At 69.0% G+C, this 17,078-nt stretch carries 14 protein-coding genes; 4 read left to right on the forward strand and 10 right to left on the reverse strand.

Features of this window, described 5'->3' with window-relative positions; translation table 11 throughout:
• Positions 1 to 6: 6 nt before the first annotated feature.
• The 3 genes from ABZ928_RS11725 (at position 7) to ABZ928_RS11735 (ending at position 3,120) form a co-directional block, all read left to right on the forward strand.
• Complete coding sequence (locus ABZ928_RS11725) at positions 7 to 1,080, forward strand: ParA family protein (protein ID WP_361517654.1); 1,074 nt, start codon at positions 7 to 9, stop codon at positions 1,078 to 1,080.
• On the forward strand, positions 1,077 to 2,177 hold the full coding sequence (locus ABZ928_RS11730) for a ParB/RepB/Spo0J family partition protein (protein WP_361517153.1): 1,101 nt from the start codon (positions 1,077 to 1,079) through the stop codon (positions 2,175 to 2,177). The genes ABZ928_RS11725 and ABZ928_RS11730 overlap by 4 nt, the downstream gene beginning before the upstream one ends.
• 325 nt (positions 2,178 to 2,502) lie before the next feature.
• Complete coding sequence (locus ABZ928_RS11735) at positions 2,503 to 3,120, forward strand: GNAT family N-acetyltransferase (RefSeq protein ID WP_361517155.1); 618 nt, start codon at positions 2,503 to 2,505, stop codon at positions 3,118 to 3,120.
• A 76-nt stretch (positions 3,121 to 3,196) separates the two neighbouring features.
• Here the strand turns inward: ABZ928_RS11735 and trxA are convergent, their stop codons facing one another.
• The 7 genes from trxA to ABZ928_RS11770 all read right to left on the reverse strand — a co-directional run bounded on the left by trxA (position 3,197) and on the right by ABZ928_RS11770 (position 12,809).
• Positions 3,197 to 3,529 (reverse strand): thioredoxin, encoded by a 333-nt coding sequence (gene trxA / locus ABZ928_RS11740; RefSeq protein WP_007383275.1) that lies wholly within the window; start codon positions 3,527 to 3,529, stop codon positions 3,197 to 3,199.
• Positions 3,530 to 3,576: 47 nt separating this feature from the next.
• A complete protein-coding gene (gene trxB / locus ABZ928_RS11745; protein ID WP_361517157.1) occupies positions 3,577 to 4,545 on the reverse strand; it encodes a thioredoxin-disulfide reductase in 969 nt (322 codons plus the stop codon).
• Positions 4,546 to 4,705: 160 nt separating this feature from the next.
• On the reverse strand, positions 4,706 to 5,560 hold the full coding sequence (locus tag ABZ928_RS11750; protein WP_361517159.1) for a hypothetical protein: 855 nt from the start codon (positions 5,558 to 5,560) through the stop codon (positions 4,706 to 4,708).
• On the reverse strand, positions 5,557 to 6,282 hold the full coding sequence (gene sigM, locus ABZ928_RS11755) for an RNA polymerase sigma factor SigM (protein WP_361517161.1): 726 nt from the start codon (positions 6,280 to 6,282) through the stop codon (positions 5,557 to 5,559). The genes ABZ928_RS11750 and sigM overlap by 4 nt, the downstream gene beginning before the upstream one ends.
• 27 nt (positions 6,283 to 6,309) lie before the next feature.
• Complete coding sequence (locus ABZ928_RS11760; protein WP_361517163.1) at positions 6,310 to 8,007, reverse strand: protein kinase family protein; 1,698 nt, start codon at positions 8,005 to 8,007, stop codon at positions 6,310 to 6,312.
• 138 nt (positions 8,008 to 8,145) lie between these two features.
• Complete coding sequence (gene murJ / locus ABZ928_RS11765) at positions 8,146 to 10,401, reverse strand: murein biosynthesis integral membrane protein MurJ (RefSeq protein ID WP_361517165.1); 2,256 nt, start codon at positions 10,399 to 10,401, stop codon at positions 8,146 to 8,148.
• A gap of 44 nt (positions 10,402 to 10,445) precedes the next feature.
• On the reverse strand, positions 10,446 to 12,809 hold the full coding sequence (locus tag ABZ928_RS11770) for a DUF6049 family protein (RefSeq protein ID WP_361517167.1): 2,364 nt from the start codon (positions 12,807 to 12,809) through the stop codon (positions 10,446 to 10,448).
• Positions 12,810 to 13,055: 246 nt separating this feature from the next.
• Here ABZ928_RS11770 and ABZ928_RS11775 point away from each other — a divergent pair, with 246 nt between their 5' ends.
• On the forward strand, positions 13,056 to 14,498 hold the full coding sequence (locus ABZ928_RS11775) for a CCA tRNA nucleotidyltransferase (RefSeq protein ID WP_361517169.1): 1,443 nt from the start codon (positions 13,056 to 13,058) through the stop codon (positions 14,496 to 14,498).
• Positions 14,499 to 14,608: 110 nt separating this feature from the next.
• On the opposite strand, the gene ABZ928_RS11780 is transcribed toward ABZ928_RS11775, so the two are convergent.
• The 3 genes from ABZ928_RS11780 to ABZ928_RS11790 form a co-directional block, all read right to left on the reverse strand.
• Positions 14,609 to 14,962: a peptidase inhibitor family I36 protein gene (locus ABZ928_RS11780; RefSeq protein ID WP_361517171.1), complete on the reverse strand. Its 354-nt coding sequence runs from the start codon at positions 14,960 to 14,962 to the stop codon at positions 14,609 to 14,611.
• A gap of 150 nt (positions 14,963 to 15,112) precedes the next feature.
• Positions 15,113 to 15,613, reverse strand: a complete 501-nt coding sequence (locus ABZ928_RS11785; RefSeq protein ID WP_361517173.1) for a hypothetical protein — start codon at positions 15,611 to 15,613, stop codon at positions 15,113 to 15,115.
• A 123-nt stretch (positions 15,614 to 15,736) separates the two neighbouring features.
• Positions 15,737 to 16,999: an MFS transporter gene (locus ABZ928_RS11790; protein ID WP_361517175.1), complete on the reverse strand. Its 1,263-nt coding sequence runs from the start codon at positions 16,997 to 16,999 to the stop codon at positions 15,737 to 15,739.
• Between the last annotated feature and the right edge of the window lie 79 nt (positions 17,000 to 17,078).

The raw sequence follows: 17,078 nt of genomic DNA on the forward strand, positions 1-17,078 counted from the left end.
GAAGACATGGGAGGCTCTGTTCATTGCGAGCCTGAAGTCGAGGAGAGTGAATCCTTGCGGTCCGACGCCAACATCGCGGGACCGATGACCGATCCGGTCCCCGGTCCCCGTACCGAGTCGATGGGGGACGATGTTTCACGTGAAACACCGCCCCCGATGGACGACACTCCTATCGGTCGTGCTGCCCAACAGGCGGTGGAGGCTCTGGGCCGAGCTGGCGAGGGCCTGCCACGGCCTGAGCAGACCCGGGTCATGGTGGTCGCCAACCAGAAGGGTGGCGTGGGTAAAACGACGACAACGGTCAACCTCGCCGCTTCTCTGGCGGTGCACGGTGCCCGTGTCCTCGTGATCGACCTCGACCCACAGGGCAACGCATCGACGGCCCTGGGGATCGACCACCACGCCGAAGTGCCGTCCATCTACGACGTGCTGATCGACAGCAAGCCGCTGGCCGAGGTCGTCCAGCCGGTCCCTGATGTCGAGGGTCTCTTCTGCGCACCCGCCACGATCGATCTCGCCGGTGCGGAGATCGAGCTGGTGTCCCTGGTGGCACGTGAGAGCCGGCTTCAGCGGGCGATCCAGGCGTATGAGCACCCACTGGACTACATCCTCATCGACTGCCCGCCGTCGCTCGGCCTGCTGACGGTCAACGCGCTGGTCGCCGGTGCCGAGGTCCTCATCCCGATCCAGTGCGAGTACTACGCGCTGGAGGGCCTGGGGCAGCTGCTGCGCAACGTCGACCTGGTGCGGGGGCACCTCAACCCGGCCCTGCATGTCTCGACGATCCTGCTCACCATGTACGACGGCCGGACGCGCCTGGCGTCCCAGGTCGCGGACGAGGTGCGCACCCACTTCGGTGACGAGGTGCTGCGGACGAGCATTCCCCGCTCGGTCCGTATCTCCGAGGCGCCGAGCTATGGGCAGACGGTGCTGACCTACGATCCAGGATCGAGCGGTGCCCTCTCCTATCTTGAGGCGGCACGAGAGATCGCGCTGAAGGGCGTGGGCGTCGCCTACGACCCGACGCAGGTCCATATCGGAACCCAGAGCAACCCGAGCATGGTGGAGGGCATTCAGTGAGCGAGCGACGGAGGGGTTTGGGCCGTGGGCTCGGCGCACTGATCCCTGCTGCCCCGACGGAGAAGACGCCGGCTCCAGCCGCGGTGGGAGGCGCCGGTTCGGCGTCCCCGTCCGCTGTACCGGTGCTGACGACCGACCGCGGAGTGGCCGCGGCGAAGGTGGCCACGCTGCCGCCTGTTTCACATGAAACCGAGGAGCCGTCGCAGAACGGCGGCGTGGAGACGCTCGCGGCTCCGGTCGGCGCCCACTTCGCCGAGCTGCCCCTCGACTCCATCAAGCCGAACCCGCGCCAGCCGCGTGAGGTCTTCGACGAGGACGCCCTTCAGGAGCTTGTCACCTCCATCAAGGAGGTCGGTCTTCTCCAGCCGGTCGTTGTCCGGCAGGTCGGTCCCGCGCACTACGAGCTCATCATGGGTGAGCGGCGCTGGCGGGCCAGTCGCGAGGCCGGGCTGGACGCGATCCCGGCGATCGTGCGGGCCACGGAGGACGACAAGCTCCTCCTGGACGCCCTCCTGGAGAACCTGCACCGGGCTCAGCTGAACCCGCTGGAAGAGGCCGCCGCCTACGACCAGTTGCTTAAGGACTTCAACTGCACGCACGACCAGCTGGCGGACCGCATCGGCCGGTCCCGTCCGCAGGTCTCCAACACCCTGCGTCTGCTGAAGCTCTCGCCGGCGGTCCAGCGCCGGGTGGCCGCGGGGGTGCTCTCCGCCGGGCACGCTCGGGCGCTGCTCTCCGTGGAGGACTCGGAGGAGCAGGACCGGCTCGCCCACCGGATCGTGGCCGAAGGGCTGTCGGTGCGTGCCGTCGAGGAGATCGTGACCCTCATGGGGTCGCGTCCGCAGACCGCTCAGCGCGCCAAGGGTCCGCGGGCCGGTACGCGGGTCTCCCCGGCCCTGAGTGACCTGGCAGGGCGTCTCTCGGACCGCTTCGAGACGCGGGTGAAGGTCGACCTGGGCCAGAAGAAGGGCAAGATCACCGTCGAGTTCGCCTCGATGGAGGACCTTGAGCGGATCCTCGGCACCCTTGCTCCCGGCGAGGGACCCGTCCTCCAGAAGAGCCTTCTGGACGGGGACGACGAGGACGCGGAGGACTGAGCCTCCGACCGGCCGGGCGGCGCTGCCCGGCCGACCGATGGAGCGGGCTGTGTCCGGTGGGGACCGGACACAGCCCGCTCTTTGCTTTCAGGCGGTATCGAGGCAATCACATCGTGGATACGATGCGTTCGGGTTATGGCGCATCCACCCGGCAGCACCTTCAGGGGAGGGCAGGTGTCATGCGAACGGTGAGCCGCACCGGACTGGTGAGCGCGGGCCTGGGACTGGGCGCGGTCGGCGGCTTCGTCGGCAGCCTTCTCCGGGAACGCAGCGCTCTGACAGCCGCCCGCGACGCCGCGGGCGAGGGAAGCGAGGAACAGCCTTCATGGGGCGACGGCTCGTACCGCTCACGCTGGACAACCTTCAGGACATTCCCAAGCGCTGTCGCTCGTGTGTCTTCTGGGAGTTGGACCCAGTCAGCGGTGAGGCCGCGGTAAGAGCGGGCACGCCCGCGCTGGAGAAGGAAGCCTGGATCTCCGCCGTCCTGCTGGACTGGGGATCGTGCGGGCGGGTCGTCTACGTGGACGAGGTGCCGGTGGGGTTCGTGCTCTACGCCCCTCCGGCCTACGTTCCCCGCTCGACCGCGTTTCCCACGAGCCCCGTGTCACCCGACGCCGTTCAGTTGATGACCGCGTTCATCATGCCGGGCTACCAGGGGCAGGGACTGGGCAGAGTGATGGTCCAGACGGTCGCCAAGGATCTGCTGCGACGGGGCTTCAAAGCCATCGAGGCTTTCGGAGATGCCCGCTGGAAGGAGCCGAGCTGTCTCCTTCCCGCCGACCATCTTTTGGCGGTGGGCTTCAAGACGGTCCGCCCGCACCCCATGCACCCACGGCTGAGGCTGGAGCTGCGCACGACGCTCTCCTGGAAGGAAGACGTGGAGATGGCGCTGGACCGGCTCCTGGGCGCGGTACAGAAGGAACCCGCGCTGCGCCCCCTGTGACGACGATGGGGCCGGCCCTCTCGGGCCGGCCCCATCGTGTTTCACGTGAAACGTCACTCGTGTTTCACGGGGAAGGTCACTCGGCGATGAAGTCCTCGAGGTCGCGAACGATCGCGGCCTTCGGCTTGGCGCCGACGATGGTCTTGGCGACCTCGCCACCCTGGTAGACGTTCAGGGTCGGGATGGACATGACGCCGTACTTGGCGGCCGTACCCGGGTTCTCGTCGATGTTGAGCTTGACGATCTCGATCTTGTCGCCGTACTCGGCGGCGATCGCCTCGAGCGACGGGGCGATCTGGCGGCACGGACCGCACCAGGCGGCCCAGAAGTCCACCAGGACGGGCTTGTCGCTCTTGAGGACGTCCTGCTCGAAGGAGTCGTCGGTCACGTTCTTCAGGGTGCCGGCCACGGCGGGCTCCTTAACTGGTTGTGCGGGGTGGGGTGGAAGGGAGGGGATCAGACAGCGGTCTTCTCGGGCTCGGCCTGCTCCTCGTCCGCGAGAGCGGCGAGGAACCGCTCGGCGTCGAGAGCGGCGGAGCAACCGGTGCCGGCGGCGGTGATGGCCTGGCGGTAGGTGTGGTCGACGACGTCACCGGCGCCGAAGACACCCGGCAGGTTGGTCCGCGTGGAGGGGGCTTCCACCTTCAGGTAGCCCTCCTCGTCCAGCTCCAGCTGGCCCTTGAAGAGTTCGGTGCGCGGGTCGTGGCCGATCGCGATGAACAGGCCGGTCACCGGAAGGTCCGAGAGCTCACCGGTCTTGAGGTTGCGCAGCTTCAGGCCGGCCAGCTTCGGGTCGCCCTGGATCTCGGCGACCTCGCTGTCCCAGATGAACTTGATCTTCGGGTCGGCGAAGGCACGCTCCTGCATCGCCTTGGAGGCGCGCAGGGTGTCACGGCGGTGGACGATCGTCACGGACTTGGCGAAGCGCGACAGGAAGGTGGCCTCCTCCATCGCGGTGTCGCCACCGCCGATCACGGCGATGTCCTGGTCCTTGAAGAAGAACCCGTCACAGGTGGCGCACCACGAGACACCGCGTCCGGAGAGGGCGTCCTCGTTCGGCAGACCCAGCTTGCGGTGCTGCGAGCCGGTGGTGACGATGACGGCCTTCGCCCGGTGGACCGTGCCCGCGGTGTCCGTGACGGTCTTGATCTCACCGGTCAGGTCGACGCTGACGACGTCGTCCGGGACGAGCTCGGCGCCGAAGCGCTCGGCCTGGGCGCGCATGTTGTCCATGAGCTCGGGGCCCATGATGCCGTCCTGGAAGCCCGGGAAGTTCTCCACCTCGGTGGTGTTCATCAGCGCACCACCCGCGGTGACGGCGCCCTCGAACACCAGCGGCTTCAGCGACGCGCGCGCGGTGTAGAGCGCCGCCGTGTAGCCGGCGGGCCCGGAGCCGATGATGATCACGTTACGGACGTCGCTCACGGCTTGGTTCCTCGTCTCTGGACTGCGTCAGTACGGCCGGTGGAGCCCCTTAGAACTCTCACCCCACCCAACGGATCCTAAGGGGCGCGCATTCCCGGTGTGTCCGGGCACACGGAGAGGCGACACCGTACGGGATACCACGCTGGATTCAGACGAAGCGTCAGCCGGTGGACCGCGCGTAGGAGTGCGTCAGCAGAACCTTCGCCGGCGCCGAGGAATCCTTCTCGCAGGCGGCATCGACGACGTAGGCCTCGACCCGGCTGGTGTCCTTCTTGTCGAGCATCACCACGAGATAGGCGGAGGTGCCGTCGTAGGTGCCCTTCTTGGCCGCCAGGGCGTCGCTGCGACCGATGCCCTTCAGGACGCAGGCGGGTACGTCGGGGAGAGGCTGGTTCATGATGTTGTTCTCGGGGACGGTGTTCGCGCCCAGACTGCGAGGGGCGCGACCGGAGCTCTTCGTCAGGAGCTCGGAGACCTGGGTCTCCACCTTCTTCCCGGAGAAGGCACTGGCCTGAGAGGCCGAGTCGGACGGCTTGCCGTCATTGAACGACGCCAGCAGCGCGGAGCCGAGCCCCAGGGCGGCGACCGTGAAGACGGTGCCCAGGACGGCGATCCTGCGGCGACCGCCGCGCGAGCGGTCCTTGCGGCCGGGGCCGGTGGTGGCGGTACGGGCATGTCCTGCGGGGCGGTCCGCCGATACCGATGTTTCACGTGAAACATGCGTGACGAGGGCGGGCGCGTCCGTGCCTTCGGGGGCGGTGGCGTTGAGAAGTGCCTCCGCGGCCAGTGCGGCGTCGATTCGGCTCGCGACCTCGGCGGGCATACGGGGCGGCCCCGGCATCGAGCCGAGCAGCCCCCGGATCTCCTCCAGCGATGCGTGGACGTCCGCGCAGAGCTCGCATTCGTCCAGATGCCGTCGTACGTCCGCGGTCCGGGACGGGGTGAGCAGGCCCTCGGTGAGGTCGGAGATCTCCGCGACGTCCGGGTGCCCGGTCGTGTCTGTCGTGGATGTCACGCTCGCCCACCTCCGCCCTTCACAGCAGCTGAATCGCCTGGACCTGTCTCACGGGGACCTGTGGCAGGAGGCCCCGCTGCGGGTGGGACGGATGTCTCCTGAACCTGGTTCCGTCCCCTGCCGGGTTCTCTTCTGTCACCGGTGTTTTCCGGCCGCAGATGAGTGAGGAGGGGAAGCAGTCTGGCTCTGCCGCGGGCACAGCGGCTCTTCACCGTGCCGGTCGGGACGTCGAGCATGCGGGCGGCCTCGGCGACCGGGTAGCCCTGCATGTCCACCAGGACGAGCGCCGCCCGCTGGTCCGGCGGGAGGGTGCCGAGGGCTTCCAGGAGCTGGCGGTGCAGATCATTGCGCTCCGCGGGCGCCGAGGCCGACTCGTGCGGCTCCAGGAGCTGCTCCAGGCGCTCGGTGTCGTCGACCGGGGACGTCTTGCGGGAGGCCGCCTTACGGGCGCGGTCGAGACAGGCGTTCACCGTGATCCGGTGCAGCCATGTCGTGACGGCCGACTGGCCCCGGAAGGTGTGGGCGGCCCGGTAGGCGGAGACGAGGGCGTCCTGGACGGCGTCAGCGGCCTCCTCGCGGTCTCCGAGCGTCCGGAGGGCGACGGCCCAGAGGCGGTCCCTGTGGCGCCGTACGAGCTCACCGAAGGCGTCGGGATCGCCTTCCACGTGGCGCGCGAGGAGGTCCTGATCGCTTGCGTCGCCGTAAGCGGTGCCATCTGCCATCGGACCCCCTCCCCGTCGCTCTCGGCCTCAGCTGCTCACTTTGACGTCCGCGATCCTGCCGCGGAACTGCCCGGTGTCGGCCTGCTTCGGCAGATCGGTCAGCCAGACCAGAAGATAGCGGGACTTGAGGGTCTCACCGGGCTTGAGCGTGACGCTCGTACCCGATCCCTCGGCCACCTTGCTGTAGCCGTCGAAGGACGTCGGCCGGGAACCGGCGTCACTGGAGGCGGCGCGCAGTTCGACGGAGGTGTCGCCCACGAAGGTCACGGTGACTTTGCCTACCTCCTGGACCTTGCCCAGGTCGAGGATGACCCCGACGCCCGACTTCAGGCGACCGAAGTCGGCGCTCGTGTAGTAGCTGGTCTGCCAGTACGAACTCGGGTCGCTGTCGTAGATGTTGTCTATGTCGCGCGGGTTCTCCGAGCCGTCGGTGCCGAACGGGTCGAAGTCGTGGACCCCTTCGATGGCGATCGGCGCGCTGGCCGCCTTCGTCGGACTCTTGTCGTTGTCGTCCGTCGTCTGCGTCTGGTTCGTGTCGTCGGACTTGTTGCTCTGGTCCATGAGGGCGTCCGCGAGCTGCCAGCTGCCGAGACCCAGCGCGGCGATCAGGAGGGCCGACACGGCCCACTTGAGGGCCCTGCCGGTACGGCTCTGCAGCGGCGGCGGAGGGGCCGCGAGCGGCTGCGTGACACCGGGGTGTGGTGCCGGGCGGCCGTAGCTGCCCTGCTGGTACGTCGTGCGCTGGTACTCGGGCGGCGCGGTGAACGCCGGCTCCGGCGGGCGGATGCGGGGCATCTCGCCGATCGCCTTCACCAGCTCCTCGGGCGTGGTGCACGCCGACTCGTGGCGGGAGGCGGTCGCGCCGTCGTTGGCGAGCGCGCGCATCGACAGCTCGGACAGACCGCGGTGGACGCCCGCGCGCACCTGGTCGGGGGCGATCAGGCCGACGCCCTTGGGCAGCCCGGACAGACCATAGGCGTCCGTCTCGTACGGCCAGCGCTGGGTGAGCCCCGCGTACAGCAGGGCGCCGATGGCCTCCGTGTCGGTGCGCTGCGGGGTGTCGGAGGTGATGCCGCGCAGCGCCGCGTTCACCGCGAGACCGCGGATCCGCCACTGGCCGCTCGACGTGCGCAGCACCGCGTTGGGGTTCAGGCGCAGATGGGCGAGGCCCTCGCGGTGGGCAGCCGCCATGGCCGAGGCGACCTGGCTGACCATCTGGTAGGCGTCGTGCGGCTCCAGCGGCCCGGGGGCGAGGAGCGTGGTCAGTTCGGTGGCGTCGGGCAGCCACTCGTGGACGACGTAGACGAGGTCGTTCTCCTCGACGGCGTCCAGGACCTGCACGAAGCGCGGATCACCCAGCAGCGCGGACGAGCGGGCCGCGGCCAGCACGGAACGCGCCCGCGCATGGTCGGCGGGCAGGATGTGGACGCCGACGGCGCGCCGGAGTTTCTCGTCGACCGCACGCCAACTGCTGAAACCGTCCAGACGGGTGACGCACTCCTCGAGCCGGTAGCGTCTGGCGAGCTTGTGGCCGCTGTGCAGCTCGGGCGGTGAGGCCTTCTCGGGACTCTCGGTCCCGCCACTCCCCTGTGCCTCGTCGTTGTCCGTGTCCCGCTCCCGGTTTGTGGCCACCCCGTCGGCCGTGGACTGGTCCGCCTGTGCGGTCAGCGGCTCGTCGCCGCTGTTGTCTGCCACGTCGACGGCAGCTGTGCTCCGTTCCGCCACCGTCGTCCCTGCCTCCCCATCTGTTGCGCGCCGAACGTCATCCGTGCGCGCCGTCCGACGCCGAAACCAATTGTGCCCACAGTCCGCCGCTATGCACGACACACGGTGGCGGACGATGGTTGTGCGCGTACCCCCTAATCAGCGCCCCAGCCGTCCGCGCACCATGCCGACCAGGGAGTTCAGCTCCTCGATCCGCATCTTGCGGGCCGCCACGAAGAAGATCCCCAGCAGCACTACTCCACCGACGATCAGAGCGGCGAAGGAGCCGATGACGCCCTGGCCGAGTACCTGGGCGATGCCGTAGCAGGCCGCGCCGCTGAGGATCGCCGCCGGAACCGAGGCGATGCAGAGCCTGGCGTACGTCCGCATCACGCGGGCGCCGTCCAGATCGCCGCCGAGACGCTTGCGCAGGCGCCGCCAGGCGACGCCGACACCGATCGCGTAGGACAGGCCGTACGAGGCGGCCATGCCGACGACGGCCCAGCGGGCCGGAAGCACGAAGTAGCAGACGGCCGAGGCGATGGCGTTGCCGGCCGCCACGATGACCGTGTTGTAGAAGGGGGTCCGGGTGTCCTCGTACGCGTAGAAGGCGCGCAGGACGACGTACTGCACGGAGTACGGGATCAGGCCGAGGCCGAAGGCCATCAGCATGTAGCCCATGTTGGTGGCGGCGCTGGTGCCGGAGGAGCCGAAGATCAGCGTGCACATCGGGACGCCGAGCGAGACGAAGCCGAAGGCGAGGGGCACGATCGCGACCGCTGTCGTGCGCAGGCCCTGGGAAATGTCGTCGCGGACGGCTCCGGCGTCGTCCTCGGCGGCCGAGCGGGAGATGCGCGGCAGGAGCGCGGCCATGAGGGACACGGTGATGATGGCCTGCGGGAGGCCCCAGATGAGCTGGGCGTTGGCGTAGGCGCTGAAGCCGGTGCCGGGGATCTTCGTGTCGGCGACCGCCGCGGTGGCCAGCTGGGTGACGACGAGGGCGCCCGCCTGGTTGGCGAGGACGAACAGGATCGTCCACTTCGCGAGCATCGCGGCCTTGCCGAGGCCGTGGCCCTTCCAGTCGAAACGCAGCCGCAGCTTGAAGCCGGTCTCACGCAAGTACGGGATCATCGCGAGCGCCTGGACGACCAGGCCGAGGAGGATGCCGACACCAAGAAGGCGCTGGCCCTCCGGCGGGATGTTCGTGACCTCCATGCCGGAGTGCTCCGAGGTGCCGTACACCCAGAGGAACATCCCCAGCGTCACGATGATGACGATGTTGTTCAGGACCGGAGTCCACATCATCGCGCCGAACTTGCCGCGGGCGTTGAGGATCTGCCCCATCACCACGTGGATGCCCATGAAGAAGATGGACGGCAGGAAGTAGCGGCTGAAGGTGATGGCGACATCGTTGGCCGCGGGGTTCGTCGCGACGGAGTTCGACAGCAGGCGCACCAGGAGCGGTGCCCCGAACATCGCGATCGCGGTGAGCGCGGCGAGCGCCACCATGACGAGCGTCAGCAGCCGGTTCGCGTAGGCCTCGCCGCCGTCCTCGTCGTCCTTCATGGCACGCACGAGCTGCGGTACGAAGACGGAGTTGAGGCCGCCGCCGACGGTCAGGATGTAGATCATGGTCGGCAGCTGGTAGGCCACCTGGAAGGCGTCACCCAGGAAGGCGGTGCCCAGCGCTGCCACGATCATCGCCGAGCGCACGAACCCGGTGAGCCGGGACACCATCGTGCCCGCCGCCATCACCGCGCTCGACTTCAGCAGGCCCGAGGCCTTGCCGCCCTTCTTCGCGGGCGGCGGTGCGGCCGGAGGCGGCACGGGGGCGGTGCCGAGGTTCATGGTCCGGTCCGCGGAGGGCGGCATGGGGGGCACGGCGCCGGGGACGGGGGCCGGGGAGGGGCCCGGGACCGACGGGGGCTGGTACGGCGGCTGGCCGCCGCCCTGCTGCTGATCGCGGAAGAGGTGGGCGAAGGCGTCCGGCTCGTGGCGTTCCTCGGCGGAGTGCGTGACGAGGTCGTCGACGCCGACGAACTGGGTGGTGCGGGGGTTGTCGCCGTACGGCAGGTACTGGCTCGGGCCCTCCGGCTCCGGGGCCGGGGTCTGTGCCCAGACGTTCGGGTCCGGGGCGTACGGGGACTGCTGCGGCTGCGCGTACAGCGGCTGCTGGGGCTGGTACGTGCCCGGGGGCGGCGGGGGGTGCGCGGCGCGGTCGTAGAGCGCCTCGGCGACCGGGTCCTGGGCGGAGAGGTCCTGCGCCCGGTAGGGATCCTGGGCGTAGGCGTCCTGGAGGTACATGTCCGCGGGGGGCTGCGGCGGCGGTACCTGGCCGTGCTCGGGCGGCGGGCCCTCGGGGTGGCCCGAGCTGCCCGCGGCCTGGCCGCGGTCACCGTCGTACGGCGCGTTCATGGTTACCCCACCTCATCGTCCCGGGCCCACCGGCCACGACATCCTCAACGGTCCACTCTCTCACCCGTGCCGGACGGGTCGGCGCTTTCGGATGCGGTGTCCGGTGTCGGGTCACTCGGCTGCTCCGGGTCGTCTGCCCCGGGCCCGGTGCCGGACTCCTCCTTGAGACGGTCCTCGGGCCCCTCGGGGTTCTCCGGGCCGTCCACGGCCTCGCCCGCCTCGTCGGGACCGTCGTCCTCGGCGGCACGGGCGGCGGCGCGCTTGCGCTGCGTGTACATACGGAAGCCGGCGAGGACAAGCAGGAGGAAGCCGCCGCCGATGACCAGCATCACCGTTGCCGTGAACTCGGTGACCTTGACCTCGAACTGGACGGCGTCGCCGTATGCCTGGCCGTCCTCCGTGTACAGCTGGGCGGTCACCGTGGCCTGGCCGTTGGCCTGCGCCGAGGTGGTGAACTTCACCGTCTGGCTGTGCCCGCCGGAGACCGCGACCTGCTGCTCGTCATAGGCGCCGTCGCCGATCTTGAGGCGCGTGGGGCTCGTCGAGGTCAGCCGCAGCACCAGGTGGTCGACGCCCTGCACCAGGTTGTTCTGGACGGTCACGGGGATCGTGGCGCTGCGTCCGGAGAGCTTGGTGTCGGACTTGTCGATCAGTTTGACCTGTTCGGTCAGGGAGTCGAGGTACGACCGCACGCCGTCGCGGTAGCTCTTCGCCTCGGTGGCACGGCCGCGCCACGACGTGGACATCTCACGGTTCATGGCCCGCCCGAAGGGGGTCACGACCCGGGCCTGGTTGGTCAGGATCACTTTGAACTTGTCGAGCTGGTCCTGCACGGCCGCGATCTCCTCGAAGGCCGACTTCGGCAGCTCCTGCTTGCGCAGTGAGGAGGGGTAGGCGGACGCCGACGGCACCTTCCTGGTGGCGCCCGGGTCCGGCTTGGCGGCGGCCGCCGCCGTGAGGTTCTGGGACTGGGACCAGTTCCCGCCCTGGAGGGCCGTCACCGCCTGGGCCATCGCCCGGGCCTGGCTCGCCGTCGCCATGCGCTGCGGGGCGACGACGATGCTGCGCTGCTTGTCCGTCTGGAGGTTGAGGGCGAGGCTCGACGCGAGGAACTTCTGCACGGCGAGGGTGGACGCGGAGGCTCTCGTCAGGTCGCCCTGGAACGCGGTGGACAGCCGTGCGTCCGCGACCACCGCCGTGGTGCCGCCGCCGATGGGACGAGCCGTCGAGGGCGTGTACGTCAGGCCGCCGGTCTCTTCCAGGCTGTCGCTGCGCGTGATCACCTTGTCGGCGCCGGCGGAGGTGGCGACCTTGACGATCGAGGGGTCGATGGCACCCTCGACCGGCCACGCGAAGTCGGTGGTCGGCGTCACGTGGAGCACCGTCTCCACGGTGGAGGCGGCGACGTCCGTGGCCTCCTTGAGGTGGCTCAGCGAGCCGGTGACGGACGTGCCGTTGTGGGCTAGGGAGGCGAGGTCCGGGTCGGAGAAGGGGAGGGCGACGACCTCCTTGTCCGCCACCGCGTCCTGCAACTCGGCCAGCCACTGCATCGCGACCCTCTGATGCGAGCCCGCCACCGTGGTGCCGCCCGAGGCGACGCGGTAGGTGCGCGTCATCGCGTCGACGGAGGCCAGCAGGTCCGGGTCGATGACCCAGGTGACGTCCAGCTCCTTGCCCAGCGACAGGAGCTGCTCCAGACGGCCGCCCGCTGAGATCTCCTCGGCGAGGTCGTCGTTGCTGAAGACCGGCGTCTGCTGTTCGTTCGACCCGGTCTCCGCCGTCATGTGCACGGTGGAGATCAGAGGCCACAGGACCGTCGTCTTCGTCTTCGTGTCGGCGCCCTCGGGCTGCCAGGGCAGGAACGTCCGCTGGATGCCGTACACCTGCGGCCACTGCTGGGCCGCCGTCTCGCCGGTGACGGAGACCCCGAACTGGTAGACGCCGTCGTCACCGAGGTCCAGGTCGTCGACCGGCACGGAGATGCTGAAGCTCTGGGAGACGCCCGGAGCGAGCGTGGAGAACTTCTTGACGTACTTCCCGCCGACGATCGTCCCGTCGAGCCCCGGCTCGAAGTCGGTGCGCTTGGCGACGGTCTCGATCTCCGACCGGGTGCTGACCTCCGGTCCCACCCGCAGATCCACCTGGGCGTCGGTGACCGCCTGCTTGCCCTTGTTGGTCACGGTGCCCGAGACGGTGAGGGTGTCGCCGTCCGTGGGAGCGCTGGGGGTGAGCGTGTCGAGGGCGACCGCCACCGTGCTGGAGGTGGAGGCGGCGTCCGCGGGCGTGGCGGCGGGCAGCTGGAGCAGCCCGGCCAGCAGGGGTGTCCCGGCGAGCAGGGCTCCGGTGCGCCGCAGCCAGCGGCGGGCAGGTGAGGGACTCATCCCCTGGAAGTCTGCCGCCTCGGCCACGCGCTCGCCCGTCCCTCGTCGTCGTCAGTGGTCGTCGGAATGTGCGTCCACGCATGGTAACGATGCGCGCTGAGGGGAAGTGCCGCGGACTGCTCCACAAGATCGGGGGAAGAGTCCGGGCCGTCCCGTATGTGTGCGTATAAAGGGGAGCGATTCTTAAAGCCGGAGGGGTGGGCCCCGCGTATCCGGCTGTGCAGATTTAATGGAGGCGCCTGGGGTCGCCCGGGCCACGTACCCTTTTCTGTTGTGCCGAACGCCAACGAAGACACCCCCAGCGCCCTGAGTCAGGTGCAGCACCGCGCGGTGAGTGAACTGCTGCGGGTCGCCCCTGTCGCCGACGACCTCGCCCGCCGCTTCCAGGAGGCCGGGTTCTCTCTCGCCCTGGTCGGCGGCTCGGTCCGGGACGCGCTGCTCGGCCGGCTCGGCAACGACCTGGACTTCACGACCGACGCCCGCCCCGAGGACGTACTGAAGATCGTGCGCCCGTGGGCGGACGCCGTGTGGGAGGTCGGAATCGCCTTCGGCACGGTGGGGGCGCAGAAGGACGGCTACCAGATCGAGGTCACGACCTACCGGTCGGAGGCCTACGACCGGACATCGCGCAAGCCCGAGGTCTCGTACGGCGACTCCATCGAGGAGGACCTCGTCCGGCGGGACTTCACCGTGAACGCGATGGCCGTCGCGTTGCCGGAGAAGGAGTTCATCGATCCGCACGGCGGGCTCGACGACCTCGCGGAGCGCGTGCTGCGCACCCCGGGCACCCCTGAGGACTCCTTCTCGGACGACCCGCTGCGGATGATGCGGGCCGCGCGCTTCGCGGCGCAGCTCGGCTTCGAGGTGGCTCCCGAGGTCGTCACCGCGATGAAGGACATGGCGGCGCGCATCGAGATCGTGTCGGCCGAACGCGTCCGGGACGAGCTGAACAAGCTCATCCTGTCCGCGCACCCCCGCAAGGGCCTGACACTGCTGGTCGACACCGGCCTCGCCGACCACGTCCTGCCCGAGCTCCCGGCGCTCCGTCTGGAGAGCGACGAGCACCACCGCCACAAGGACGTCTACGAACACACGCTGATCGTGCTGGAGCAGGCGATCGCGCTGGAGGACAACGGCCCCGACCTGGTCCTGCGGCTGTCCGCCCTCCTGCACGACATCGGCAAGCCGCGCACGCGCCGGTTCGAGAAGGACGGCCGGGTCTCGTTCCACCACCATGAGGTGGTCGGCGCGAAGATGACCAAGAAGCGCATGACGGCGTTGAAGTACTCCAACGATCTGGTGAAGGACGTCTCACACCTGGTCGAACTCCACCTGCGCTTCCACGGATACGGCACGGGAGAGTGGACGGACTCCGCGGTCCGCCGTTACGTCCGTGACGCCGGCCCCCTCCTCGACCGGCTCCACAAGCTGACCCGCTCGGACTGCACCACGCGCAACAAGCGCAAGGCGGCCGCGCTGTCCCGTGCGTACGACGGCCTGGAGGAGCGCATCGCTCAACTCCAGGAGCAGGAGGAGCTCGACGCGATCCGTCCCGACCTGGACGGCAACCAGATCATGGAGATCCTCGGCGTCGGCCCCGGTCCGGCTGTCGGTCGCGCGTACAAGCACATGCTGGAACTGCGCCTGGAGAACGGGCCGATGGGCGAGGACGCCGCGGCCAAGGCGCTCAAGGAGTGGTGGGCCGAGCAGGGCTGAGCCTGTGGAACGGGGTCATGTTTCACGTGAAACATGACCCCGTTCCACGAAGGTGCGATCTGGCCGTGAGAGTGGCGCCTCTTGATGCTAAGGCTGCCTGTCGGGCAGGGCTACAGAACCGCCCTGAAGCTGTGGACTGCGAACGGCGTACTCGATGAGTAGTCGTGAGCGCCTATATCGAAGTACGAACCGGTGCAGTTGTCCTTCGAGTAGTAACGGACGTCGAAGGTCCTGCCATTCGCCACTGAGTGGCCGAGAGTCAGGGAGTTCGCACAGCCCCCGGTCCAGTTGCCGCTAGCCGCAAATCGGTTGCCCTCGTAATTCGTGTTTTGCCACACGCAGACGCTCAAAGCGCTGATGCAAGAGTTTCGATCGGCTGTGCTAGCGCTGGCTGGCGGAGCCGCGACGATTGCCGCGGCAGACAGGGTTACTGCTGCGCTGACGATGCCAAATGCTCGTTTCAACGTGCCCCCTTTAGTCGCTTGGTCAAGCCGAAACTAGCACGGCATGTACATGACTGACGGAGGTAGAGGTGAAACGCGATCTATCTCTCATCTTGATCGCTGAGGCGATGTTTCACGTGAAACATCGCCCCGCTCATGATGAGAGTGGACCTACTTGGCCGAGTAGTCCTCAAGGCAGAGGGTGAAGTCCTTACTGCCGCCCGTTTCGGTGTACTCCGAGTACTTGTTGCGGTCGCACCCTTCAGTCGTGCCGTCCTTCTTCTCCGCGACCTTGTACGCAGCCTTGGAGTCGCTGCAGCCGACAACCTCCAGGCCCGGGTCAGTCGTGCTGTCCGGGTTGGAGATGCTCATGCAATCGCCGACCTTCGCCTGGTCGGCGTCATCGCGGCTCGTTATGTAACCGCCAATGGCGATACCGGCGACGGCCACGACGATGACGATGTTCTTGATCGTCTTGAAGCTGAGCTTGCGGCGCGGCTGCTCCGGCGGGACGGGCGCGTACGGCGCGGCGCCCTGCGGGGGAACGCCCGGCTGACCCTGGGCGTACGGGTTACCGCCCTCGGGCGGGTACGGGGCCTGGCCCTGGGGCTGGCCGTAGGGCTGCTGGCCCTGCGCGAACGGGTTCTGGCCCTGGGGCGGCGGAGTAGACACTTGGGGGTCCCCCTAGAACATGAGTGTGTGACACGCATAAGGAGCGAGTAAGACGCACGTAAGCTACCGGGCGCCAGTGACACTCCTGTACTCCAGGGGGACTCTGTGGCGTTGATGTGACACTTACCGCCGTTCAAAGTGGGTCATAGTGGCTGCAACTGCTCCGTAGATAACGGCAATTGTGACCACCAGCACCACGGAGCGCCCGTCCGGCGGCAGCATCAGAGCGGCCACGGCGGCCGCTCCCACGAAGGCGACGTTGAACAGCACGTCGTAGACGGAGAAGATCCGGCCCCGGAAACCGTCGTCGACAGAGAACTGCACGATGGTGTCCGTCGCGATCTTCGCGCCCTGAGTGGTCAGGCCCAGGACGAACGACGCCACGAGCATGGGGGCGACCGCGAACGGCAGGCCGAGGGCCGGTTCCAGGACCGCGGCGGCCGCCGCGCACACGGCGATCCAGCGGCCGGGCCCGAGCCGTCCCGCCGTCCAGGGCGTCAGGACGGCCGCCGCGAAGAAGCCGGCGCCGGAGATGCCCAGCGCCAGCCCCAGCAGGGCGAGTCCGTCATCGGTGGTCGAGGAGAACTCGTACCGGCACAGCATCAGCAGCATGACCAGCAGGGCGCCGTAGCAGAACCGCATCAGCGTCATCGTGGCGAGCGCTCGGGCGGCCTGTCGGCGCGCCGGCGAGGCGAGGTGGCGTACGGCGGCCACCAGGTCGTGTGCGGCGCCGGAGAGGGCCGTGGAGAGGCGTGGCCGGACCAACTCCTGGTCGGGTCCCAGCAGTTCCGGTGACATGCGCAGGGAGGCGAGCGCCGCGCACAGGTACAGGGCAGCGCCCAGCAGCACCACCGCCGCGTCGGAATCGGCGACCACCAGTCGTACGACGAAGGCCAGACCGCCGCCCGCGGTCGCGGCGAGCGTGCCCGCCGTGGGGGAAAGGGAGTTGGCGATGACCAGGCGTTCGTCGTCGACCACGCGTGGCAGGGCGGCCGACAGGCCCGACAGGACGAAGCGGTTGACGGCCGTGACGCACAGGGCGGAGACGTAGAAGAGCCAGTCCGGGGCGTCGCTGAGCATCAGGACGGCCGTCGCGGAGGCCATCGCCGCGCGCACCAGGTTGCCGTAGAGGAAGATCTGGCGGCGGCGCCAGCGGTCCAGCAGGACGCCGGCGAAGGGGCCCACCAGGGAGTAGGGGAGCAGCAGGACGGCCATGGCGGAGGCGATGGCGGCGGCCGAGGTCTGTTTCTCCGGGGAGAAGACGACGTACGCGGCGAGCGCGACCTGGAAGACGCCGTCGGCGCCCTGGGAGAGCAGGCGTACGGCGAGAAGGCGTCTGAAGCCCTGGAAGCGGAGCAGGACGCGCAGGTCACGTACGACGGCCATGGGGCACAGCCTCACACAAGGGAAGGGTCCCCGGGCGGTACAACCCGGGGACCCTCGACACAGCCCTGGCAGGAGCGTT

This window comes from Streptomyces sp. NPDC046909, assembly GCF_040644695.1.
Classification (GTDB): Bacteria; Actinomycetota; Actinomycetes; order Streptomycetales; family Streptomycetaceae; genus Streptomyces.

Excerpts from the sequence above, each read along its gene's own strand:
- ABZ928_RS11735 (WP_361517155.1), top strand. The coding sequence starts at position 2,503 with ATGGGGCGACGGCTCGTACCGCTCACGCTGGACAACCTTCAGGACATT.
- sigM (WP_361517161.1), bottom strand. The coding sequence starts at position 6,282 with ATGGCAGATGGCACCGCTTACGGCGACGCAAGCGATCAGGACCTCCTC.
- ABZ928_RS11725 (WP_361517654.1), top strand. The coding sequence starts at position 7 with ATGGGAGGCTCTGTTCATTGCGAGCCTGAAGTCGAGGAGAGTGAATCC.
- murJ (WP_361517165.1), bottom strand. The coding sequence starts at position 10,401 with ATGAACGCGCCGTACGACGGTGACCGCGGCCAGGCCGCGGGCAGCTCG.
- ABZ928_RS11790 (WP_361517175.1), bottom strand. The coding sequence starts at position 16,999 with ATGGCCGTCGTACGTGACCTGCGCGTCCTGCTCCGCTTCCAGGGCTTC.